The organism is Paenarthrobacter sp. C1 (genome assembly GCF_049315185.1).
GTDB lineage: Bacteria > Actinomycetota > Actinomycetes > Actinomycetales > Micrococcaceae > Arthrobacter > Arthrobacter nicotinovorans.
The window spans coordinates 1821891-1843898 of record NZ_CP186052.1 but is presented as its reverse complement, the minus strand read 5'-3'; the positions used below and the strand labels follow the sequence as shown (position 1 = coordinate 1843898).

General features: G+C 62.9%; 22 protein-coding genes. 5 read left to right on the top strand and 17 right to left on the bottom strand.

All coding sequences use genetic code 11. The annotated features are described in order from the left end of the window. Positions 1 to 7: 7 nt before the first annotated feature. On the bottom strand, positions 8 to 1348 hold the full coding sequence (gene glnA, locus ACNAOU_RS08720; protein WP_018779314.1) for a type I glutamate--ammonia ligase: 1341 nt from the start codon (positions 1346 to 1348) through the stop codon (positions 8 to 10). A gap of 190 nt (positions 1349 to 1538) precedes the next feature. Here glnA and panB point away from each other — a divergent pair, with 190 nt between their 5' ends. Further along, positions 1539 to 2444: a 3-methyl-2-oxobutanoate hydroxymethyltransferase gene (panB, locus tag ACNAOU_RS08715; protein ID WP_055977763.1), complete on the top strand. Its 906-nt coding sequence runs from the start codon at positions 1539 to 1541 to the stop codon at positions 2442 to 2444. 11 nt (positions 2445 to 2455) lie between these two features. On the opposite strand, the gene ACNAOU_RS08710 is transcribed toward panB, so the two are convergent. Beyond that, positions 2456 to 2620: an SPOR domain-containing protein gene (locus tag ACNAOU_RS08710; RefSeq protein WP_011774435.1), complete on the bottom strand. Its 165-nt coding sequence runs from the start codon at positions 2618 to 2620 to the stop codon at positions 2456 to 2458. Positions 2621 to 2728: 108 nt separating this feature from the next. Between ACNAOU_RS08710 and map the strand changes: the two genes are divergently transcribed. From map to ACNAOU_RS08695, 3 genes are all read left to right on the top strand, one after another. Next, the gene (gene map, locus ACNAOU_RS08705) at positions 2729 to 3607 is read left to right on the top strand and encodes a type I methionyl aminopeptidase (protein WP_055977766.1); all 879 of its coding nucleotides are present in this window, start codon (positions 2729 to 2731) and stop codon (positions 3605 to 3607) included. A gap of 72 nt (positions 3608 to 3679) precedes the next feature. Beyond that, a complete protein-coding gene (gene ppgK, locus ACNAOU_RS08700) occupies positions 3680 to 4483 on the top strand; it encodes a polyphosphate--glucose phosphotransferase (RefSeq protein WP_018779311.1) in 804 nt (267 codons plus the stop codon). A gap of 7 nt (positions 4484 to 4490) precedes the next feature. After that, on the top strand, positions 4491 to 5258 hold the full coding sequence (locus ACNAOU_RS08695; protein ID WP_422758430.1) for an SDR family oxidoreductase: 768 nt from the start codon (positions 4491 to 4493) through the stop codon (positions 5256 to 5258). 60 nt (positions 5259 to 5318) lie between these two features. Here ACNAOU_RS08695 and nrdR read toward each other — a convergent pair whose 3' ends face one another. The 3 genes from nrdR to ACNAOU_RS08680 all read right to left on the bottom strand — a co-directional run bounded on the left by nrdR (position 5319) and on the right by ACNAOU_RS08680 (position 7892). Then, the gene (gene nrdR / locus ACNAOU_RS08690) at positions 5319 to 5822 is read right to left on the bottom strand and encodes a transcriptional regulator NrdR (RefSeq protein ID WP_026267383.1); all 504 of its coding nucleotides are present in this window, start codon (positions 5820 to 5822) and stop codon (positions 5319 to 5321) included. Between the two features lie 173 nt (positions 5823 to 5995). Continuing rightward, on the bottom strand, positions 5996 to 7354 hold the full coding sequence (gene hisD, locus ACNAOU_RS08685; RefSeq protein ID WP_422758429.1) for a histidinol dehydrogenase: 1359 nt from the start codon (positions 7352 to 7354) through the stop codon (positions 5996 to 5998). Between the two features lie 4 nt (positions 7355 to 7358). Beyond that, the gene (locus ACNAOU_RS08680) at positions 7359 to 7892 is read right to left on the bottom strand and encodes a hypothetical protein (RefSeq protein ID WP_018779307.1); all 534 of its coding nucleotides are present in this window, start codon (positions 7890 to 7892) and stop codon (positions 7359 to 7361) included. 108 nt (positions 7893 to 8000) lie between these two features. On the opposite strand from ACNAOU_RS08680, the gene ACNAOU_RS08675 reads away from it, so the two are divergent. Then, positions 8001 to 8501, top strand: coding sequence for a flavin reductase family protein (locus ACNAOU_RS08675; protein WP_018779306.1), 501 nt, complete (start codon positions 8001 to 8003; stop codon positions 8499 to 8501). An 18-nt stretch (positions 8502 to 8519) separates the two neighbouring features. On the opposite strand, the gene dnaE is transcribed toward ACNAOU_RS08675, so the two are convergent. The 12 genes from dnaE to murG all read right to left on the bottom strand — a co-directional run bounded on the left by dnaE (position 8520) and on the right by murG (position 22005). Then, on the bottom strand, positions 8520 to 12077 hold the full coding sequence (dnaE, locus tag ACNAOU_RS08670) for a DNA polymerase III subunit alpha (protein WP_026267382.1): 3558 nt from the start codon (positions 12075 to 12077) through the stop codon (positions 8520 to 8522). 70 nt (positions 12078 to 12147) lie between these two features. Beyond that, on the bottom strand, positions 12148 to 13074 hold the full coding sequence (locus tag ACNAOU_RS08665) for an RluA family pseudouridine synthase (RefSeq protein WP_422758428.1): 927 nt from the start codon (positions 13072 to 13074) through the stop codon (positions 12148 to 12150). Then, complete coding sequence (gene lspA, locus ACNAOU_RS08660) at positions 13067 to 13666, bottom strand: signal peptidase II (protein ID WP_055977774.1); 600 nt, start codon at positions 13664 to 13666, stop codon at positions 13067 to 13069. Before lspA ends, ACNAOU_RS08665 begins: the two co-directional genes overlap by 8 nt. Positions 13667 to 13764: 98 nt before the next feature. After that, positions 13765 to 14454: a DivIVA domain-containing protein gene (locus tag ACNAOU_RS08655; protein ID WP_018779302.1), complete on the bottom strand. Its 690-nt coding sequence runs from the start codon at positions 14452 to 14454 to the stop codon at positions 13765 to 13767. A gap of 155 nt (positions 14455 to 14609) precedes the next feature. Further along, positions 14610 to 14897: a YggT family protein gene (locus tag ACNAOU_RS08650; protein WP_018779301.1), complete on the bottom strand. Its 288-nt coding sequence runs from the start codon at positions 14895 to 14897 to the stop codon at positions 14610 to 14612. Between the two features lie 107 nt (positions 14898 to 15004). Further along, positions 15005 to 15541, bottom strand: a complete 537-nt coding sequence (locus ACNAOU_RS08645) for a cell division protein SepF (protein ID WP_018779300.1) — start codon at positions 15539 to 15541, stop codon at positions 15005 to 15007. Between the two features lie 85 nt (positions 15542 to 15626). Further along, a complete protein-coding gene (locus ACNAOU_RS08640; RefSeq protein WP_422758427.1) occupies positions 15627 to 16376 on the bottom strand; it encodes a YggS family pyridoxal phosphate-dependent enzyme in 750 nt (249 codons plus the stop codon). Next, entirely contained in the window at positions 16369 to 17082 is a 714-nt protein-coding gene (locus tag ACNAOU_RS08635; protein WP_422758426.1) for a polyphenol oxidase family protein, read from the bottom strand. The genes ACNAOU_RS08640 and ACNAOU_RS08635 overlap by 8 nt, the downstream gene beginning before the upstream one ends. A gap of 25 nt (positions 17083 to 17107) precedes the next feature. Continuing rightward, positions 17108 to 18328: a cell division protein FtsZ gene (gene ftsZ, locus ACNAOU_RS08630; protein ID WP_018779297.1), complete on the bottom strand. Its 1221-nt coding sequence runs from the start codon at positions 18326 to 18328 to the stop codon at positions 17108 to 17110. 218 nt (positions 18329 to 18546) lie between these two features. Further along, on the bottom strand, positions 18547 to 19530 hold the full coding sequence (locus ACNAOU_RS08625; protein ID WP_422758425.1) for an FtsQ-type POTRA domain-containing protein: 984 nt from the start codon (positions 19528 to 19530) through the stop codon (positions 18547 to 18549). After that, complete coding sequence (murC, locus tag ACNAOU_RS08620; protein WP_422758424.1) at positions 19523 to 20893, bottom strand: UDP-N-acetylmuramate--L-alanine ligase; 1371 nt, start codon at positions 20891 to 20893, stop codon at positions 19523 to 19525. Before murC ends, ACNAOU_RS08625 begins: the two co-directional genes overlap by 8 nt. After that, a complete protein-coding gene (gene murG, locus ACNAOU_RS08615; protein ID WP_018779294.1) occupies positions 20890 to 22005 on the bottom strand; it encodes an undecaprenyldiphospho-muramoylpentapeptide beta-N-acetylglucosaminyltransferase in 1116 nt (371 codons plus the stop codon). The genes murC and murG overlap by 4 nt, the downstream gene beginning before the upstream one ends. Between the last annotated feature and the right edge of the window lie 3 nt (positions 22006 to 22008).

The window sequence follows — 22008 nt, the reverse complement described above, 5'->3', positions numbered from 1 at the left end:
GCCCTGCCTAAAGAATGCCGAGGTTGCGCTGCAGCTCATAGGGGGTGACCTGGAGCCTGTAATCCTGCCACTCTGCCCGCTTGTTGCGGAGGAAGTGCTCGAAAACCTGCTCGCCAAGGATTTCGGCCACCAGTTCGGATTCCTCCATTGCCCGGATGGCGTCGTGGAGGCTGGCCGGAAGAGGCGCGTGCCCCATCGCCTTGCGCTCCGCGGTGGTCAGTGACCATACGTCGTCCTCAGCGGCAGCGGGAAGCTCATAGCCCTCCTCGATGCCCTTCAGGCCCGCCCCGAGCAACACGGCGTAGGCCAGGTAAGGGTTGGTGGCGGAGTCGATGCCACGGTATTCGATCCGCGCAGACTGTCCCTTGCCGGGCTTGTAGAGCGGAACGCGCACCAGCGCAGACCGGTTGTTGTGTCCCCAGCTCAGGTAGCTCGGGGCCTCGCCGCCGCCCCAAAGCCGCTTGTAGGAGTTCACGAACTGGTTGGTGACAGCCGTGAATTCCGGAGCGTGCTTGAGGATCCCGGCAATGAACTGGCGTGCGGTCTTGGAGAGCTGGAACTCCGCACCGGCTTCGAAGAATGCGTTGGTGTCGCCCTCGAACAGCGAAAAGTGCGTGTGCATGCCGGAACCGGGGTGGTCGGTGAACGGCTTGGGCATGAACGTGGCGTAGGTACCCTGCTGGAGCGCAACTTCCTTGATGACGGTACGGAAAGTCATGATGTTGTCCGCGGTCTGAAGCGCATCGGCGTAACGAAGGTCGATCTCGTTCTGCCCCGGGCCGCCCTCGTGGTGGCTGAACTCCACGGAGATGCCCACGGATTCGAGCATGGTGACCGCAGTACGGCGGAAGTCCTGTGCCACACCACCGGGAACGTGGTCGAAGTAGCCGCCCTCGTCCACAGGTACCGGCGAGCCATCCGGGCCCAGGTCCTTGGACTTGAGCAGGTAGAACTCGATCTCAGGGTGGGTGTAGCAGGTGAAGCCCATGTCCGCGGCCTTTGCCAAGGTCCGCTTGAGGACGTTGCGGGGGTCCGCGGCCGACGGTTCGCCGTCCGGAGTCAGGATGTCGCAGAACATCCTTGAGGTTTGTTCGGTCTCACCACGCCAGGGCAGGATCTGGAAGGTGGAGGGATCCGGCTGCGCGAGCATGTCGGATTCGAACACACGCGCCAGGCCCTCGATCGCTGAGCCATCAAAGCCAAGGCCTTCTTCAAAGGCACCCTCGACTTCGGCGGGCGCAAGCGCCACCGATTTAAGGGAACCCACGACGTCGGTGAACCACAAGCGTACGAAGCGCACGTCACGCTCTTCGATTGTCCGCAGAACGAACTCTTGCTGGCGGTCCATAGGGCCTCTTTTCCGATTCGTTGTCCATGCCGCTGGTTTCAAGGGACAGAAGCCACGGCAGCTCAGCCTTCACTCTACTAAGAGTTCCCCCCTAAAGCCGCAGCAGTAGCTGCGTGTAACACACCGTTTACAAAAGGTGACGCTGGGCACACTGCTGGCAGCCGCCGTCGGCACCGCTTAGGCTCTATCCATGGCCCCGAGCAACCTTCCTGAGTCCACCACGCCCGCCGAAGTTTCCGCCCCTTACGGAAGCGGTCCCGGAACCGGTGCGCAGGCGCCATCAGCGACCGGCAGGAAGCCGGCCGGCCGGATACGGATCCACCACCTCCAGCAGGCCAAGGACAACGGCGAACACTTCGCCATGCTGACCGCGTATGAGCAGTACGCGGCGGAGATCTTCGACCAAGCGGGAATCGAAGTGCTGCTTGTCGGCGATTCGGCGTCCAACAACGTCTTCGGCAACGAAACCAGCCTTCCCGTCACCGTGGATGAGCTTCTTCCCCTGACCCGGGCAGTGAGCCGCGCAGCCAAGCGGGCATTGGTCATTGCCGACCTGCCTTTCGGCAGTTATGAGGTCTCTCCCGGCCAGGCCGTGGCTACCGGCGTGCGCTTCCTGAAGGAAGGCCTTGCACACGCGGTCAAGATCGAGGGAACCGCGTACTACGCGGACACTGTCAAAGCGATGGTCCAGGCAGGCATCCCCGTCATGGCGCATATCGGCTTCACACCGCAAAGCGAACACTCCCTCGGCGGTTACCGCGTCCAGGGGCGTGGGGATGACGCGCAGCGGCTCGTGGACGACGCTGTGGCCCTCCAGGATGCCGGAGCGTTCAGCGTCCTGATGGAAATGGTCCCCGCGGAAACGGCCGCCATTGTGGACGCTGCGTTGCGCGTACCAACGGTGGGCATCGGAGCAGGCAAGAGCACCACGGGCCAGGTCCTCGTCTGGCAGGACATGGCGGGACTCCGGGGCGGCAAGATGGCCAAGTTCGTCAAGCAGTACGCAGACCTGCGCACAACCCTGACCGACGCAGCTGCCGCATTCGGCGAGGACGTCCGGTCCGGGCAGTTCCCCGGACCGGAACACTCCTTCTAGGCAGGCCTTGGCTAATCGTCGTCCTGGGCATCCCAGGCGTCATTGCGGGCTTTGACCTTCTCCAATGCGTGCTCGGCTTCTTCCCTGGTTTTGTAGGGGCCAATCAGCTGGGTCCAATCGGACATGGCGTCCTCTTCGATCTCGTGCGTCTTGACGTTGTACCAGTACTCCGTCACGTCTCCTCCTCATCGCCGGGGCCGTTGAACGCGTAACGTTGGCGCGGCCACAGGAGCCTTGCCGTGCATTGTTACTTACGTCTCTTGCGTGCCTTATATGATCAATCTATGCCTTCTCTTGCTTCGACTGCACCCATTGGCGCCCTCACCCCGGGAACCATCAGCCCTGAACGCCCCGTCCCCGCATCGATTCCCCGGCCGGAGTACGTCGGCAAGAAGGCGCCTGCGAAGTTCACGGGCTCCGAAGTGAAGTCGCCGGAGACGATTGAGAAGATCCGCGTAGCAGGCAGGATTGCCGCCCAGGCGATAGTAGAAGTAGGAAAGCACATCCAGCCGGGTGTCACTACCGACCAGCTGGACAAGATCGGCCACGAGTTCCTCCTGGATCACAACGCCTACCCGTCCACCCTGGGCTACCGGGGGTTCCCCAAGTCCCTCTGCTCATCCCTCAACGAGGTGATTTGCCACGGCATCCCGGACTCCACCGTGGTCCAGGACGGCGACATTCTTAACATCGACATCACCGCCTTTATTGACGGTGTGCATGGGGATACCAACTACACTTTCCTGGTTGGCGACGTGGATGAAGAGTCCCGTCTGCTGGTTGAGCGTACGCAGGAGTCGCTCAACCGGGCCATCAAGGCCGTGGCCCCGGGCCGCGAAATCAACGTAATCGGCCGTGCCATCCAGTCCTACGCCAAGCGCTTCGGTTATGGTGTGGTCCGGGACTTCACAGGCCACGGCGTGGGTGAGGCCTTCCACACGGGCCTCATCATTCCGCATTACGACGCAGCCCCGGCATACAACACCGTGATCGAGGCGGGCATGGTGTTCACCATCGAGCCCATGCTTACCCTCGGCACCATCGAATGGGATATGTGGGCAGATGACTGGACAGTCGTCACCCGCGACCACAAACGAACGGCCCAGTTCGAACACACGCTGCTGGTCACTGAGACCGGCGCGGAAATCCTTACCCTTCCCTGAGCTCACCGGAAGGTCCAAGCAGCCCGGCCGGCTGTGCCTTGCCCATCCCCTCCTGCCATGATCGGAAATGCATTGTCCAAGAAGGATGAGAAAACCCACAAGAACGCGCCGCTGATCGGTATCGACATCGGCGGTACCGGCATCAAAGGCGGCATCGTCGACCTCAAGAAGGGGAAGCTGATCGGCGACCGCTTCCGGGTCCCCACACCGCAGCCTGCTACACCGGAAGCGGTGGCCGATGTCGTAGCCGAGATTGTCGCGGAGCTGTCCAAGCGTCCCGAGGCCCCGGCAGCGGACTCCCCGGTGGGCGTCACTTTTCCCGGCATCATCCAGCACGGCGTTGTCCACTCCGCAGCAAATGTGGACAAGTCCTGGCTCGAAACCGACATAGACAAGAAGTTCACCGAGCGCCTCGGCCGTCCGGTTGAGGTCATCAACGACGCCGACGCAGCGGGCCTCGCGGAAGCACGTTACGGAGCCGGTGAAGGTGTCGACGGTACCGTCCTGGTGATCACCCTGGGAACGGGCATCGGGTCAGCATTCATCTTCAACGGCCAGCTGGTCCCCAACGCCGAGCTCGGCCACCTTGAGGTGGACGGACATGACGCCGAAACCAAAGCCTCCGCCGTGGCCCGCGAACGGGATGGCCTCAGCTGGGACGAGTACGGCGTGTTGCTCAACCGCTACCTCCAGCACGTGGAATTCCTGTTCTCCCCTGAGCTCTTCATCGTGGGCGGTGGCATCTCCAAGCGCTCGGACGAGTACTTCCCGCACCTGGACCTCCGTACCAGGATCGTGACTGCAAAGTTGAAGAACGACGCCGGCATCGTGGGCGCAGCCCTCGAAGTTGCCCTGCACCACAAACTCGCCAAGTAACCCGGACATGGCCGAGGCTACAGAAAGCGGCTCAGGCATCGCGATCGTCACCGGCGCAAGCCGCGGGATTGGCGCTGCCGTCGCCCAAGCAGCGGCCTTGGCGGGATACGGTGTCGTCGTCAATTACTCGTCTGACGCCGCGGGCGCGGATGCCGTGGTTAACAGCATCCGCGCCCGCGGCGGCGAGGCACACGCCGTCCGGGCAGACGTCAGCCAACCCGCCGACGTCGAGCGTTTGTTTGACGAAGCTGCGCGCCGCGGACCCGTGACTGCCGTTATCAACAACGCAGCCATCACGGGCGATCTGATCGGGCCGCTGGTGGACGTACCTGCCGGGACCGTGCAGCGGGTATGCGACGTTAACATCGCCGGCCTGATCTATATGTGCCAGGAAGCTGTCCGGAGGCTCTCGTTGGATTCCGGCGGACCCGGCGGTTCCATCATCAATATTTCGTCGACGGCCACCAAAGCCGGTTCTCCCGGAACCTGGGTCCACTACGCCGCAACCAAAGGCGCAGTGGACGTTCTGACCGTGGGCCTGGCTGCCGAGGTCGCCAAACAGGGAATCCGGGTTAACGCCGTAGCGCCCGGAAGCACGAACACCGGGTTGCATGCCGCAGCCGGAATGCCGGATCGTGTGGAGAGGCTCAATCCCACCATTCCCATGGGCCGCGGAGCCGAACCCGAGGAAATCGCGGCAGCTGTGACGTGGCTGATGTCCGATGACGCCGGGTACATCACGGGTGCAGTGCTGCCGGTCTCCGGCGGCCGCTGATACGGCCATGCCTTGGTGCCGGTGGCGGCTGCGGCTTCCCCTCCGCTGCCGCCACCGGAGCTAGAGTTGGCTCGCCTCGGAGCCTTTGGGTTGCTTGCTGCCCGCTTTTGCGTGAGCTTCATGCTCGTGTCGGAGCAGCGAAATAGCGGATTCGAAGTCTTCCAATGATTCGAAGGCCTGGTACACACTGGCGAAGCGGAGGTAGGCAACCTCGTCCAATTTGCGGAGCGGTCCAAGGATGGCGAGCCCGACCTCGTGGGCATCAATCTCCGCCGCGCCGGATGAGCGGATGTTTTCTTCAACTTCCTGGGCAAGCATGGCGAGGTCGTCCTCGGTCACCGGCCGCCCCTGGCAGGCCTTGCGGACGCCACTGATGACCTTGATGCGGCTGAATGGTTCACCCACGCCGGAGCGTTTGATGACGGAGAGGCTGGTTGTCTCCACCGTGGTAAAGCGGCGGCCGCATTCCGGGCATTGCCGACGGCGGCGAATGGAAGAGCCGTCGTCCGCCATGCGGCTGTCGACAACACGGGAATCGGGATTCCGGCAGAACGGACAATACACGCTGGGCCTCCCCTGACAACTCCGGCACGGGCACCACCCGGCAAGCCGCCGGATGCGCAAAAGGTGCCGGAAGATTCACTTCCGGCACCAGTTTACGTAGGTACACACCGTAATGACAAGCTTGTAATTACTACATGTAGTGGTGGTGACCCTTATATGTAGTGGTTGACCTGCTATTCGAAGCGGATCCGCACGGCATCTCCGTGACCCGGCAGGTCCTCGGCACCGGACAGGCTCACGATGTGGCTGCTGACCTCCTCCAGGGCACCGCGGTCATATTTGATGACCTGGACGGCCCGCAGGAAGGTGGTCACGTTCAGTCCGGAGGAGAACGCCGCCGTGCCGCTGGTGGGCAGGACGTGGTTGGATCCGGCGCAGTAGTCGCCGAGGCTGACAGGGCTGTAATCCCCCACGAAGATGGCCCCGGCGTTGTGGATGCGTCCGGCTACCGCTGCGGCATCCGCCGTCATGATTTCCAGGTGCTCCGCAGCGTAGGCGTTGCAGACTGCAATCCCCTGCTCAAGATCATCCACGAGGACCACGCCGGACTGCGGGCCGGAGAGGGCCTCAAGAACACGGGCGCTGTGCTTGGTTGCCGCCGCCTGACGCGCCAGCTCACGCACGACGGCGTCAGCGAGTTCGGTCGAATCCGTCACCAGGACTGAGGCTGCTTTGGGATCGTGCTCTGCCTGGCTGATGAGGTCGGCCGCCACAAGCGGGGCTTGGGCAGTGGAGTCGGCGAGGATGGCGATCTCCGTAGTGCCGGCCTCCGAGTCAATACCCACCACGCCCTTGACCAGCCGCTTGGCCGTGGCCACGAAGATGTTGCCCGGGCCTGTCACGACGTCCACAGGTTCGATGGGCAGCTCGTCCCCCGAGCCCGGAATCCCGTAGGCGAAGGACACAATGGCCTGCGCACCGCCGATGGCGTAGACCTCATCAATGCCCAAAAGCTTGGCGGCCGCGAGAATAGTGGGGTGCGGAAGTCCGCCAAAATCCTTCTGCGGCGGTGAGGCCAGGGCGATGGATTCGACGCCGGCGGCCACCGCAGGAACGACGTTCATGATGACGGAGGACGCCAACGGAGCGAGTCCCCCGGGAACGTACAGCCCCACCCGGCCCACCGGAATCCAGTTCTGGCTGACGACTGCACCGTCCCCCAGCGAAACGTCCACGTTGCGGGGTCGCTGCCTGTCGGCAAACTGCCGAGCCCTGCTGATTGACTCTTCAAGGGCGGCCCGGACGTTGGGATCAAGCCCGGCGAGAGCCTGGGTCAGGGCCTCCGCGGAAACCCTTGGATGCGACTGCTCAACGCCGTCGAACGTGCGTGCCAGCTCGGCCAAGGCACTGAACCCGCGGCTGCGAACGGCGGCAATGATGTCCTGGACCTTCTGTTCCGCATCCGCCATGGTCTGATGGCGCGCCCTGGGAACAGCTCCGCGGAGTTCCGCCAGGGAGAGGCGACGACCCCGGAAGTCAATGCTCCGGAAGTTAAGGGCGGCTGGGGCGGAAGTATCGGAGGAAGTGGTCACCCCGCTATTTTACGGGCTTCTTGGAGAGAACCCCGAATAAAGACAGGACGAAGGTGACAAACGCCGTCGCACCGGTCCATAGCAGGAGGACAGCATAGGACCGGAGCGTGAACCCATAACCAGGGCCGAGGGCCGGGTTGGCTGGAGGACCCCATAGCTGGGCGGCCAGCAAGCCGGTCAGCCATGCGAGGAGTGCACCCGCCGCACCCCCGAGAAGCGCCAACACCAAACGCCGGGAGGCGCTGGCACCCTCGAGCTTGCCATCGAGCATGAGCCCGGCAGCGCATCCCGATACCAGCATCAAGGCCGCCAGGATCAGGTCACGCGGGAGCCACGACTCAGGGTTGTCAGGATTGGACAGCTCGGGATTGCCGGAGACGAGGTTGAGGCCGCCCGGAGCCAGCAACCACCAGAGCAGCCCCACAACGATTCCGGAAGCGGCCGGGACAACCAGCCAAAGGAAGTCCCGCGCCGGGCGGGAAGCGGTGGCCGGAGCCGGTTCGGAAGCAGCTTGGAGGTTCACACTGGGCTCGGTCATGCACTCACATTAACAAAGGTTCACGCTGGCTCCGCAAAATAGGGGAACCGCTGCGTGGGAGGAATACTCTGGGAGGAGAGCATAGGCCCACCCCAGGAGAACACCACCGTGGCAAGCGAACCATCCGGCTTCGAACAGACTTTCAGGGAGATGTTCCGCAGGCACGCCGCCGGAGTCGCCATCATTACGGCCAACCTCAACGGCAAACCCTTTGGTTTCACCGCAACATCCGTGGCATCGCTGTCCGCCGAGCCGCCCCGTTTCACCTTCAACATGGCCAGGAGCTCCAGTTCCTGGCCCGCCGTCGCGAACGCGGAATATATCGGTGTCCATATGCTGGGGCTGGAGAACCAGGCGTTGGCCGACAGGTTCGCACGGACCCGCGACAGGTTCGACGGCGACCACTGGGAACCCGGCCCCCACGACGTTCCCATCCTCAAGGACGTCAGCGGCTGGCTGGTCGGCAAGATCCAGATGCGCTTGTCTTTTGAGAACAACGCAGTGGTTGTGGTCGAGGTCGTCGACGGCCAAGTCGGCGGGGAAGGGACCCCGCTGCTGTACCACGGCGGCGCTTACAGCAAGCCTGCGCCGCTCGACTACGAGATCTGACTACCGCGGGCCCGGCTGTCAGTTGTCCAGACAGGCCGGACCGAGCAGGACCTTGAGGTCTCCAAAGAGCGACGGACTGGGATTCACCCGAAGATGCACTGGCAATCCCATGACCTCCACCTTGGTATCACCCATCAGCTTCAACCGGACCTCCGAGTTCCCGCGGTGGGTGCGAAGGACGTCCCGCAGATCCGTTACCACTGCCTCCGTGGCCTTGAACGTGGGAATGGTGATCACGACGGGACCGTTGACGCTTTCGCTCAGGTCCGGCACCGATAGTTCCATGCAGTTCAATGTCACGGCGCCGTCATCCCGGCGCTGCAGGCGCCCCTTGACCACAACGATCAGGTCTTCGGCCAGCACAGAAGCAATGGGGCCGTAGACCTGGCCGAAGAACATGACCTCCATTGATGCACCGAGGTCCTCGATCTCCGCCCTGGCATAGGCATTGCCGCTGGCCTTGGCGATCCTGCGGCTCAGGGAGGTGATCATGCCTGCAATGGTGACAATGGCGCCGTCGTGTGGTCCGTCCTCGGCGATGATCGACGCAATGGTCTGCTCGGCGTGCTGGCTCAGGACACCCTCCAACCCCTGCAGGGGGTGGTCTGAAACGTACAGTCCCAACATGTCGCGCTCGAAGGAGAGTTTGTCCTTCTTTTCCCATTCAGGGAGATCGGGAATTTCCGTGGTCAGCGAAGCTTCCGGTTCCTGGTCTTCGAACCCGGCGAAGAGGTCGAACTGGCCAATGGCCTCGTTTCGCTTGAGCGTGATCACCGAATCAATGGCTTCTTCGTGGATCATCGCCAGCGCCCTGCGATGGTGGCCGAGGGAATCGAAGGCGCCCGCCTTGATCAGCGATTCAATGGTGCGCTTGTTGCACACCACCGCCGGGACCTTGAGGAGGAAGTCCTTGAAGGACGTGTAGTTTCCCTCCGTTGCCCGGGTGGACACCATCGCGTCCACCACGTTGACACCAACGTTGCGGATGGCTCCCATGCCGAAACGGATGTCCTGGCCCACCGGGGTGAAGTTCAGCGACGATTCGTTGACGTCCGGCGGAAGCACCGTGATGCCCATGCGCCGGCACTCATTGAGGTAGATCGCGGACTTGTCCTTGTCATCACCCACCGAGGTCAGCAGTGCCGCCATGTACTCCGGTGCATAGTGCGCCTTCAAGTAGGCAGTCCAGTACGAAATAACCCCGTACGCGGCCGAGTGCGCCTTGTTGAAGGCGTAGTCGGAGAACGGAAGCAGGATGTCCCAGAGGGTTTTGACCGCGGCCATGGAGTAGCCGTTGTCCTGCATGCCTTGGGAGAACCCGGCGAACTGCTTGTCCAGTTCGGATTTCTTCTTCTTACCCATCGCGCGGCGAAGGATATCTGCCTGGCCAAGCGAGTAACCGGCCAGTTTCTGGGCGACGGCCATGACTTGCTCTTGGTAGACGATCAGGCCGAAGGTGCCACCAAGGATCTCCTTGAGCGGCTCTTCCAGCTCCGGATGGATGGGAATGACTTCCTGGATGCCGTTCTTCCGCAAGGCATAGTCCGTGTGGGCGTTGGCGCCCATGGGACCCGGCCGGTACAGGGCCAGGACAGCGGAGATGTCTTCGAAGTTGTCAGGCTTCATGAGCTTGAGCAGCGACCGCATGGGTCCGCCGTCGAGCTGGAACACGCCCAGGGTGTCGCCGCGGGCCAGAAGCTCATACGACGCGGCGTCGTCCAGCGCAAGGTTTTCGAGATCCAGGTCCACGCCACGGTTCATCTTGATGTTTTCCAGGGCGTCCGAAATGATCGTGAGGTTTCGGAGGCCCAGGAAGTCCATCTTGATCAGGCCGAGGCCTTCAGAGGTGGGGTAGTCGAACTGGGTGATGACCTGGCCGTCCTGGAACCGCCGCATGATCGGAATAACGTCGATGATGGGGTCCGAGGACATGATGACGCCGGCGGCGTGTACACCCCATTGGCGCTTCAGGCCCTCAATGCCCAGCGCCGTCTCGAAGACCTTGGCTGCCTCCGGGTCGGTGGCAATGAGCTGCCGGAAGTCCCCGGCCTCGCTGTAGCGCTTGGACTCCGGATTCTGGATGTCCGCGAGGGGAATGTCCTTGGCCATGACGGCCGGCGGCAGGGCCTTGGTCAGCTGCTCGCCCATGCTGAACGGATAGCCCAGCACGCGGGAGGAGTCCTTGAGCGCCTGCTTGGTCTTGATGGTTCCGTACGTCACGATCATCGCCACGCGCTCGTCGCCGTACTTCTTGGTGACGTAGTCGATCACTTCCGAACGGCGACGATCATCGAAGTCGACGTCGAAGTCAGGCATGGAAACGCGGTCCGGGTTGAGGAAGCGTTCGAAGATCAGACCGTGCTGGAGGGGGTCGAGGTCGGTGATGCGCATGGCGTAGGCAACCATGGAACCGGCACCGGAACCACGTCCGGGACCCACCCGGATGCCGTTGTTCTTGGCCCAGTTGATGAAGTCGGCCACCACGAGGAAGTACCCGGGGAAACCCATGGAGGTGATGACGCCAAGCTCGTAATCGGCTTGTTTGCGGACCTTGTCCGGGATGCCCTGGGGGTAGCGGTACTTCAGGCCGGCGTCGACTTCCTTCACCAGCCACGAGGTCTCGTCTTCGCCTGGCGGGCAGGGGAAGCGGGGCATGTAGTTGGCACCGGTATTGAAGGAAACTTCGCAGCGCTCGGCGATCAGGAGCGTGTTGTCGCAGGCTTCCGGATGGTCACGGAACAGCTCCCGCATTTCCTGCGGTGATTTCAGGTAGTAGCCACTGCCGGAGAAGGCGAAGCGTGACCCGCCGTTGTCGTAGGTTGGCTCGAGCAGAGTGGAACCGGACTGGATGGCCAATAGGGCTTCGTGCGCCTTGGCATCGTGTTCGTGTGTGTAGTGGAGATCGTTGGTGGCCACCAACGGCAGGTTGAGCTCCTTGGCCAGGCGGAGCAGGTCACCGGTGACGCGCCGCTCAATGTCCAGACCATGGTCCATCAACTCGCAGAAGTAGTTTTCCGCGCCGAAGATGTCGCGGAACTCGGCTGCGGCTTCCACAGCCTCGCGGTAGAGTCCCAGGCGGAGCTTCGTTTGGACTTCTCCGGAGGGGCAACCCGTGGTGGCAATGAGGCCTTCGGAATAGGTGTTGAGCAGTTCACGGTCCAGGCGCGGCCACTTACCGAAAACAGAATCCAACGACGCAATCGACGAGGCCCGGAACAGGTTTCGCATGCCCACGTTGTTGTAGCTCAGCAGGGTCATGTGGGTGTAGGAGCCACCGCCGGAAACGTCGTCCTTGCGCTGGCTCTCATCGCCCCAACGGACCCGCTCTTTGTCACCGCGGGCCGTTCCCGGGGTCACATAGGCTTCGACGCCGATGATCGGCTTGATGCCTTTATCCGTCGCCTTGCGCCAGAAGTCGAAGGCGCCAAACAAATAGCCGTGGTCTGTGGTTGCGAGGGCCGGCATGCCCAGGCGCTCAGTTTCGTCGAACAACTCCCCCAGCCGTGCCGCTCCATCCAGCATGGAGTATTCGGTGTGGGTGTGAAGGTGGACGAACGAATCATTGCTGGAAGTCACCACGACAGTCTACCGTCCCGGGTCGGGGAGGAAACGGACCGCAACGGCACCGGACTTCAGGTCAATGGAATCAGGCCGAACCTGTTTCCAACAGATCCAAGGCGTACTGGAGGTCCGCCGGATAATCGCTGGCAACTTCCACCCATTCGCCGGTGCGGGGGTGCGTGAAGCCGAGCTGGCGGGCGTGCAGCCACTGCCTGGTCAGCCCCAGCGTTGCCGCAAGACGGGGATCGGCACCATAGGTGAGATCTCCGGCACACGGGTGGCGCAGCGCCGAGAAGTGGACACGGATCTGGTGCGTCCGTCCGGTCTCCAGATGGACTTCCACCAGGGTCGCCTTGCCGAAGGCTTCCAGGACCTCGTAGTGGGTAACGGACGGACGACCGTCCTCGATGACGGCGAAGCGCCAGTCGTGGCCCGGGTGCCGGCCGATCGGTGCATCAATGGTTCCGACCAAGGGATCGGGCAGCCCTTGGACAACGGCGTGGTAAACCTTGTCCACGGTGCGCTCCTTGAAAGCCCGCTTGAGCACCGTGTACGCATGCTCGGTCTTGGCTACGACCATGACACCGGACGTGCCAACGTCGAGCCTGTGGACGATGCCGGCGCGCTCCGGCGCTCCGGACGTGGAAATCCTGTACCCCGCCCCGGCGAGACCGCCAACCACTGTGGGTCCAACCCACCCGGGAGACGGATGCGCCGCAACTCCCACAGGCTTGTCGATGACAACGAAGTCTTCGTCATCCAGCAGGATTTTCAGGCCTTCCACAACTTCCTCCACCACTTCAAGGGGGTTACGCCGGTCGGGAACCGTGACGTCCAGCACCGCACCGGCCACAAGCTTTGCCGACTTCCCCAAGGGCGCACCGGCGCTCGTAACGTTCCCTTCGGCGATCAACAGGGCCGCGGCCGAGCGGGATATGTCCAGCAGCTGGGCCAGTCCGGCATCCGCGCGGACGCCGGCCAGATGGTCAGGTACAACCACAGCGTCACTCACCGGCGGGGCCTCCGCCGGCCGGCTTGGCGTCCTTGGAAGACTTCGCGGCGGCGACATGGCGCTTGCCGTCCATGCCAATACCCCGCAAGGTCAGCAAACAGATGATGACGACGCCGGACACCACCGCGGAGTCAGCGATGTTGAAGATGGCGAAATTCGGCAGCTGGATGAAATCGACCACGTGACCCATGGCGAACGAAGGCTCCCGGAACAAGCGGTCCGTCAGGTTGCCCAGGGCTCCTCCCAGGAGAAGGCCCAAGGAGAGCGCCCACCATGCAGAGCCCAGGCGACGAAGCTGGAACAGGATGGCCACCGATACCGCCGCCATAATGATCGTGAAAATCCACGTCACATTCTCGCCAATGGAGAACGCGGCCCCGGAGTTCCTGATGAAGTACCAGTGCAGCAACGGAGGCAGGACCGGAATGCGCTCCCCCTCGGTCATGGTGCTCGTAACCCAGAGCTTGGTGAGCTGGTCAAACGCGTAAGCGAACGCAGCGAAGCCGGCAAAAAGCCACAGCATGGCCGGACGCCACTTACGTTGCACGGTGGGTGCCGGCTGTGAGGCGTCGTCAGTTAGGTCGTCGGTCATAGTGCTTTCATTCGGGAGGCGTGGCGGTCTGTTATTGGTCTTTAACAGCAAAGGCCGGTGGCCGAGGAGTCCTCAGCCACCGGCTTTTAGAATACTTGCTAAACGTCTGCGGTTGCTTCGCCGACCTCGGGGGCAGCAACGGAACCACGGGCATCGAGATCGCGCAGCTGGCCTTCGATGTAAGCCTTCAGGCGTGAACGGTAGTCACGCTCGAAGCCACGGAGCTGCTCAACCTTGCGCTCCAGGACGGAACGCTGCTGCTCGAGTGCACCAAGGATCTTGCGGGACTTTTCCTGGGCATCGTTGACGAGGCTGGAAGCCTCGATCTGAGCCTCGGCAATGATCTTTTCCTTCTGCTGCGCACCGTCGGAGACGTGCTTGTCGTGCATCTGCTGCGCCATGGCGAGCAGGCCTGCAGCGGATTCAGCGGAGGGGGTAACGCTGTTGCTGGCGGCCGGGGCCTTGGCAGCGGCTGCAGCCTGCTCAGCTTCCTTCTTCTTGGCAGCTTCGGCGGCCTTCGCTTCAGCCTCGGCCTTCGCCTCGGCTTCCTTGTCGACCTTGACGGGAGCCGGAACCTTCTCGACGACCGGAGCCGCAGCAGTTGCAGCGGGCACAGCCGAACCAGCCTCGCCGAGCTTCTTGCGGAGCTCGTCATTTTCCTGGTTCAAGCGGCGCAGTTCCACCACGATCTCGTCCAGGAAGTCATCGACCTCGTCCTGGTCGTAGCCTTCGCGGAACTTGGTCGGCTGAAAGCGCTTGTTGACAACGTCTTCTGGCGTCAAAGCCATCTGGTCACCTCGTTGGTCTAGTTAGTCAGTAGGCCTTCCGGCCGTTCAAAACTACGGTACCTAAATAACATCTTGTTCCTCCAATTCAACACCATCGTGTTGATTTGGAGAATTTGCGGCCTGTGAACCATCGGTGGTCCAGGTTCCGCGGGCAATCAGGCCAGGCTGAAGGTCACTGCCATGGCGATGCTCACGGCAATGATCAGGATCAGGAAGCCCAAATCCAGGGATATTCCACCCAGCTGCAATGGCGGTATCAGTCGACGAAGCCTTCCCAGGGGAGGATCCGTGACGGAGTAGACCACATGTGCTGTAACCAATGCCACACCCCTGGGGCGCCACTGGCGCGCAAACATCTGCACCCATTCAAAGACCAGGCGGATGATCAGGGTGATGAAGAACAGAAACAACACAATATGGATAAGGCCGAAAACAATGCCCACGAGTTAGCTCAGATCTCCCACTTGTTCCGGAATGCGGATCGGTCCCTACTATTGCAACACAGATGCCAGGCAGGTTGACCCGCCTGGCATCCGCGAAAAGACTGTTGTCAGCTCTGATTGAAGAAGCTGGCCTGCGTTTCGCTGGCCTTCTTGTCATCTCCGATGACTTCAACGTACGACGGCGACAACAGGAAGACCTTGTTGGTAACCCGCTCGATACTGCCGTGCAGGCCGAAGACCAGGCCGGCGGAGAAGTCCACCAGGCGCTTGGCGTCCGCTTCACCCATGTCGGTGACGTTCATGATGACCGGAATGCCATCCCTGAAACTTTCACCGATGACCTTGGCATCGTTGTAGGAGCGGGGATGAACGGTGGTGATCTGCCTCAAGCCAGAGGCATCTTCGCGGCTGGACGCCGCACGCTTAATTGGTGTCACGGGTGCGCGGTATTCCTCTTCGACCTCAACAGGGGGCATTTCACGGACAACTTCCCGGACGGGAGCGGGCGCGCGTCGCTCTTCCCGATCCTGTGTCTGGGGGCGTTCTTCGTCGTGGTGCGCGGCGACGGACTGCTCAGATTCGTAGTGTTCATCGCCGTCGGCGAGCCCAAGATAGATCATTGTCTTGCGCAGAGCGCCAGCCATGGTGCACTCCTATCATTTCTGCAGTAGGCGGGCCGCCATGACTTGACATATTGGAACCCCGGCCCGTCATTCCAATACTTTGACGCTACCCCACGGCCGGACGTGAACCGAGAATATCGGAGCCAATTCTCAGGTGTGTCGCCCCGAACTTCACAGCGGCCTCCAGGTCCTGGCTCATGCCGGCGGAAATCGCCGTCGCGGACGGATGGTCGGCACGCAGTGCGGCAGAAATGCCGGCCAGGTTCGCGAACGCTTCTTCGGGGTCCGCGCCGAGTGGCGCGACCGCCATGAGCCCGCACAAACGCAGGCCGGCCGCCGACTCGATCCGGGCGGCGAGGTCCCCGACCATTGCCGGAGCGGCACCGCCCCGGTGGGTACCGGCGTCGTTCTCCAGGCTGACCTGGATGAAGCAATCAAGGTCTGCCCTGCCCGTGGCGTCCTGCTCACGGGCGACAGCCTTTGCCAGGGCATCAACCAGTTGGGGCCTGTCGATCGATTGGACCGAAGACGCATATTTGGCCACGGATTTGGCCTTGTTGCTTTGAAGCTGGCCGATGAAATGCCAGCGGATGTCCAGTTCAGTAAGCCCGGCAGCCTTTGCGGCGGCCTCCTGGTCGCGGTTTTCTCCAACATCGGTGATCCCGAGGGCGGCCAACCTGCGGACATCGTCCGCGGGATGGAACTTGGTCACGACGATCAGCCGGGGAGTGTCGGAGCGGGCGGCGGCAACAGTAGCGGCCTTGATCCGGTGACTTACAGCATCGAGACGCTCCGCAAGTTCCGCAGAACGCGCGTCACCGTGCCGCGGGGCGTCGCCGTTGCCTGGGCTAGTCATGCTCCCACACCAATCCTGCGAATCGACCGGTACGGGAGTCCCGCCGGTATGAAAACAGCGAGTCGCTCTCGAACGTGCACTCCCCCAGGTACTCCACGGCAACGCCGGCAGCGTCCATCTGGGCCCGGACGCCCGCAGACAGGTCCAGGGAAGGAGTTCCCCACGATGTGGAAGACCACGTCGCAGGAACCTTTTCCGCGACCTCGGACCGCAACTGCTCCGGGACCTCATAGCAGTTTCCACAAATTGAGGGACCCACCCATGCCTGGATATCCAGCGCACCCCGGTGCCGCATTTCGGCCACCGTGGAAGAAACGATTCCGGAGGCAACACCCGGGCGACCGGCGTGGGCCACGGCGATAACGGGGCGATCTCCGGAGTCGATCCCTACCAGAACCACCGGTACGCAATCGGCGACCATGACTGCCAACGGTTGGGGCGCACCGTTGGGCAGTACGGCCGCAGACACCATGGCATCGGCGGTGGGCCCGGAACCGTGCGAAGCGATGAACTCCACATGGTTTCCATGCACTTGGTCCATGAATTGGAATCGCTTGGAGCCCAACCCTGCCGATTGCTCCAGCCCGGTACGGCGGAGCTGCACGTCGCCGGGATTGTCCCCCACGTGGAGGGCCAGGTTCCCGGCGCCCGTATCAGTGAATGCTACGGAGACGCCGGGCCGGACCTCATCGCGCCACAAAAACACCAAGTACTTCTTCTCCGAACGTGGCTTACTTCAGGAAGTCAGGAACATCGAGATCGTCCGAGCGGCTGCCCGAAAGATCGGGCTCCACCACTGCGGGGAGGTCGACGTCGAAGCCTGAGTCCGCGGGCAACGCGGCAGGACGCTGCTGGCCCCAGTTGCTCAAGCCGGCGGCGCCGATGCCAGCCGTTGCGTGCTGCGGAGCCGCAGCGTTCGACGGCGCGCTGGACGGCGCAGCAGGGCGGTCGGCCGGTACGGGGTTCTGGGCCGGACGGGACTGGTCCATGGAAGGCGAAGTGGCCTTGACGTCGTCAAAGCCTGCAGCGATGACAGTTACGCGTGCTTCGTCGCCAAGGGCGTCGTCGATAACAGCACCGAAGATGATGTTGGCCTCAGGGTGGGCAACTTCCTGGACAAGGCGGGCTGCCTCGTTGATTTCGAAGAGGCCGAGGTCCGAGCCACCCTGGATGGAGAGCAGAACACCATGCGCACCATCGATGGAAGCCTCCAGGAGCGGCGAGGCAATGGCAAGTTCCGCTGCCTTGACCGCGCGGTCCTCGCCGCGGGCCGAGCCAATGCCCATCAGGGCCGAGCCGGCACCCTGCATGACCGACTTGACGTCGGCGAAGTCCAGGTTGATGAGGCCGGGGGTGGTGATGAGGTCCGTGATGCCCTGGACACCTGAGAGGAGCACCTGGTCCGCGGAACGGAAGGCGTCAAGGACAGAGACATTGCGGTCGCTGATGGACAGGAGGCGATCGTTGGGGATCACGATCAAAGTGTCGACTTCATCGCGGAGGGCGTCGATTCCGGCCTCGGCAGAACCTGCACGGCGACGGCCCTCGAACGTGAACGGACGGGTGACCACACCAATGGTCAGCGCGCCCAGGGAGCGGGCGATGCGCGCAACAACGGGGGCGCCACCGGTTCCGGTGCCACCGCCCTCGCCGGCGGTCACGAAGACCATGTCAGCGCCGCGGAGAACTTCTTCGATCTCATCAGCGTGGTCCTCGGCGGCCTGCTTGCCGACCTCAGGGTTTGCGCCGGCGCCAAGGCCGCGCGTCAGCTCGCGGCCGACGTCAAGCTTGACATCGGCGTCGCTCATGAGCAGCGCCTGCGCGTCAGTATTGATGGCGATGAACTCGACTCCCCGAAGGCCGACCTCGATCATGCGGTTGACTGCGTTCACGCCACCGCCGCCGATGCCGACGACCTTGATGACGGCCAGGTAATTCTGCGGTGCTGCCACGTTTCGTGCCCCTTGCTTGTGTCCTATAGCGAAACTGATCGAGTCCAACTTGAATCCTTGGACCTTAACCCTCTAGTTGAAGGTTATAGTTATGTCAAGTAACTCTACTGCGACGGTATTTCCTATGGTTCGCACATGCAATGACCGCTTGCGCGTGTCGTGGGAATGTCGCAAATTAAGGGCTACCGGCGGCAGTGGATTTACATCGTCAAAGCTGCCTATTTGGTGAATGGATGCCGGGGAACACTGACGTCATAGACGCTGACGGGAACCTTCGGATCGGCAGGCATCTTGAGCAGTGCCTCAAGTGCCTTCGCCTTCAGCTCCCTGTCCTCGGCATTGCCCCACACTACAGTCTTTCCGTCCACGAGTTTGAGTTCCACGGCGTCGACCGAAACCGCAGACGCCGTCGACATCCGGGCCCGGACATCCGCAGGCAAGGTATCCAGGACTGCGGCGATCGCCTTGAACAATTCCGTATTGGTCGATCCGGCACCAGCATCGATCAACGGCAGTGCCACGGCGGAGGGATCCTGCGTCGCACCTAACTGGACCCCATCAACGTCAACCATGATGTAGGAATCGCCCTGCTTCAACAGCGCCACCGGAACACGCTCATTGATGTGCACCAACAGCCCCGACGGCGGCCGGGCCTCCATCGTTGCCGATCGGACCTGGACCAGGGGTTTGAGGAGCTCATTGATGTCCTGCTCAGTGACCTGCGGCAGCGGCTTGCCCTCGAGGCCGGACAACGCCTTCTGCACGGCGTCGGGCGTCAGCAGGGTGGTGCCGTCAACCGTGATGGTCCGTAATGCCAATACCGGCGAGAAGATGGCCCCGGCAATAAGCACGGCAATAAATGCGGTCACCACGGAAACCGTCCACCACACGATGCGGCGTTGACGCCTGCGCTTGGGTTCGGGGAACGCAATGATGTTGTCCCCGGATGACGCAGCAGACTTGGTTGCCGTCGCGCCTGCCTTCCCGCCGGACTTCCCGGCAGGTTTTCCGGGGGCTTTGTCAGCGGTCTTCCCAGGCAACTTGCGGCCGGCTCTATCTGCCGGTTTCACGTCAGGTTCAAGATCCCGTTGCGCACTGATGATGGCGCCGGAGTCATGGCCCCCGGGCTTGGCCGAACGGCCCGCCGCAGGTTCCGGTTGGCGGGCAGCCGGCTTGAACGTGGGCTTCCGGGTGCTAGCCACCCAACGCCTCCACAATGGCGGGACCATAGGCTGTAACGTCCCCGGCCCCCACCGTGATCACCACGTCGCCCTCCGTTGCAACCGCCGCAATGGCGTCCACGGCCTCGGCCCCGGTCACCAGGCGCCCATTCGACAGCCGGTCGGAGATCAGCGAACTGGTCACGCCGGGAATCGGGTCCTCGCGCGCCGGATAAATATCCAGGACCAGCGCTGTATCTGCCGCCCCGAGTGCCGAGGCAAACTCCCCGGCGAATTCCCGCGTGCGCGAGAAGAGGTGCGGCTGGAAGAGAACGTGGACTTTGTGGCCGCCGGCTACCGAACGGGCAGCAGACAGGGCGGCACGGACTTCCGTGGGGTGGTGAGCGTAGTCGTCGTAGACCCGCACGCTCCTCCCCTGCCCCTTCAGCTCGAACCGGCGCGAGGCTCCAGTGAAGTGTCCCAGCGCTGCCGCGGCAGCCGCAGGGGCCACCCCCAGTTCAAGCGCGACGGCGAAGGCAGCCGCTGCGTTGAGCGCGTTGTGGCGTCCGGGTACCTGGAGTTCGAGGCGGTGAATGTCGTCGCCAAGACCCACCGACACCTCTCCGGGTCCACCATCGTGGAGCCTGATGTCGGCGTCGGGTGACGTTCCGTACGTCAAGACCCGGGTGCTTTCCTTGGCCGCTGTTCGTTCGGCGAGTGCCAGCGCTCCGGGGTCGTCGGCGCACGCCAGCAGTACGCCGTCGGCGGGCAGCAGCGCTGCGAACGCGTCGAAGGAAGCAAAGACAGCTTCGGGTGTGCCGTAGTGGTCCAAATGGTCCGCTTCGACATTCGTCACGACGGAGATGAGCGGCTGGTAGTTCAGGAATGAGCCGTCTGATTCGTCCGCCTCGGCCACGAAAATATCCGAGGAGCCATGCGCTGCATTGACCCCAAGCGCGGGAACGTTCGCCCCAATGGCGAAGGACGGGTCCAGGCCGGCTTCCTTGAGCAGGACTGCAACCATGGAAGTTGTGGTGGACTTCCCGTGCGTACCGGCTACCGTGACCACCCGGTGTCCCGCCATGGTGGCCGCCAGGCCTTCTGAGCGGTGCAGGACAGGCAGCCCGGCACTTCGTGCCGCCACGAGTTCAGGATTGTCGGCCCGGATGGCTGATCCAGCGACGATGGTCTGGGCGTCACCCAGGTTTGCCGCGTCGTATCCGACGCCGATGCGTGCTCCGGCAGCAGCCAGATCCTGCATGACCGGCAGATCCTTGGCGTCGCTGCCGCTTACGGTAACTCCACGGGCAACCATGATGCGTGCAACGGCGGACATGCCGACACCGCCGATACCAATGAAGTGGACCCGGCCGAGGGTCTCAAGGGGTGCGATGCTGGTGGTCATGCGGATACCGCTTCCAGGACGAGATCAGCCATGCGCTGATCGGCGTTTCTAATACCAAGGGCCTCGGATTTCCGGGCCATGTCGTTCAGTCGTTCACGGTCCGAGAGCAGGGGAATGAGCTCGCGTTCCAGCCACTGCGGGTCAAGGTCCTGGTCCGCGACCAACAACGCACCGCCGGCTTCCACCAAGGGAGCCGCGTTCAGGGCCTGCTCCCCGTTTCCGATCGGCAACGGCACAAAGACCGCCGGCACGCCGACTGCTGCCACTTCGCTGACCGTTCCGGCTCCCGCGCGGGCCAGCAGGACGTCAGCAGCAGCGTAGACGTTCTCCATCCCGTCCACGTACTCAACCTGCCGGTAGCCTTCACCGGCCAGCAGGCCGCCGTCGTCGTTCTTGACGGCTTTGCCAACACCTGTGATGTGGAGCGTCTGGACCCCTGCAGCCCCGAAGGCAGGCAAAGCTGCGGCGATGGCACGGTTGATGCTGAGCGCTCCGGAAGAGCCTCCGGTCACGATGAGGGCTGGCCGGTCCGGATCGAGGCCGAGCATGGCTTTGGCAGCCGGACCCGCTGCGCTCCGGTCGAGAGTGGAGATGGCACGCCGCATGGGCATGCCTACATGGCGTGCGCCCCTCAGGCGGGTACCGGCAAAAGCCACGGCGACGTGGTTGCTGAACCGGGCGCCGACCCGGTTGGCCAGCCCTGCCTTCATGTTGGCTTCGTGGACCACGATCGGGATGCCGAGCTTCCGTGCTGCAAGGTACATGGGGGTGCAGACGTAGCCGCCGACACCTACCAGGACGTCGGCCCGTGCGTTCTCCAGGATCCGGCGGGCTTGCTTGACTGCCCCGCCCAGGCGGCCCGGAAGCTTGAGCAGATCAACGGAAGGCCGTCGGGGGAACGGGACACGGTCAATGGTGGCGAGCTCGTAACCGGCCGCCGGGATGAGCCTGGTTTCCATTCCCGACGGCGTGCCAACAGTCAGGATGGACGCCTCCGGACGCTTTTCCCTGATGGCATCAGCAATGGCGAGCAAAGGGCTGATGTGCCCGGCAGTTCCGCCGCCTGCGAGGACGACGGACAAAGGCTTGGTCGCGTGGGAATCAGAAGTCATGAA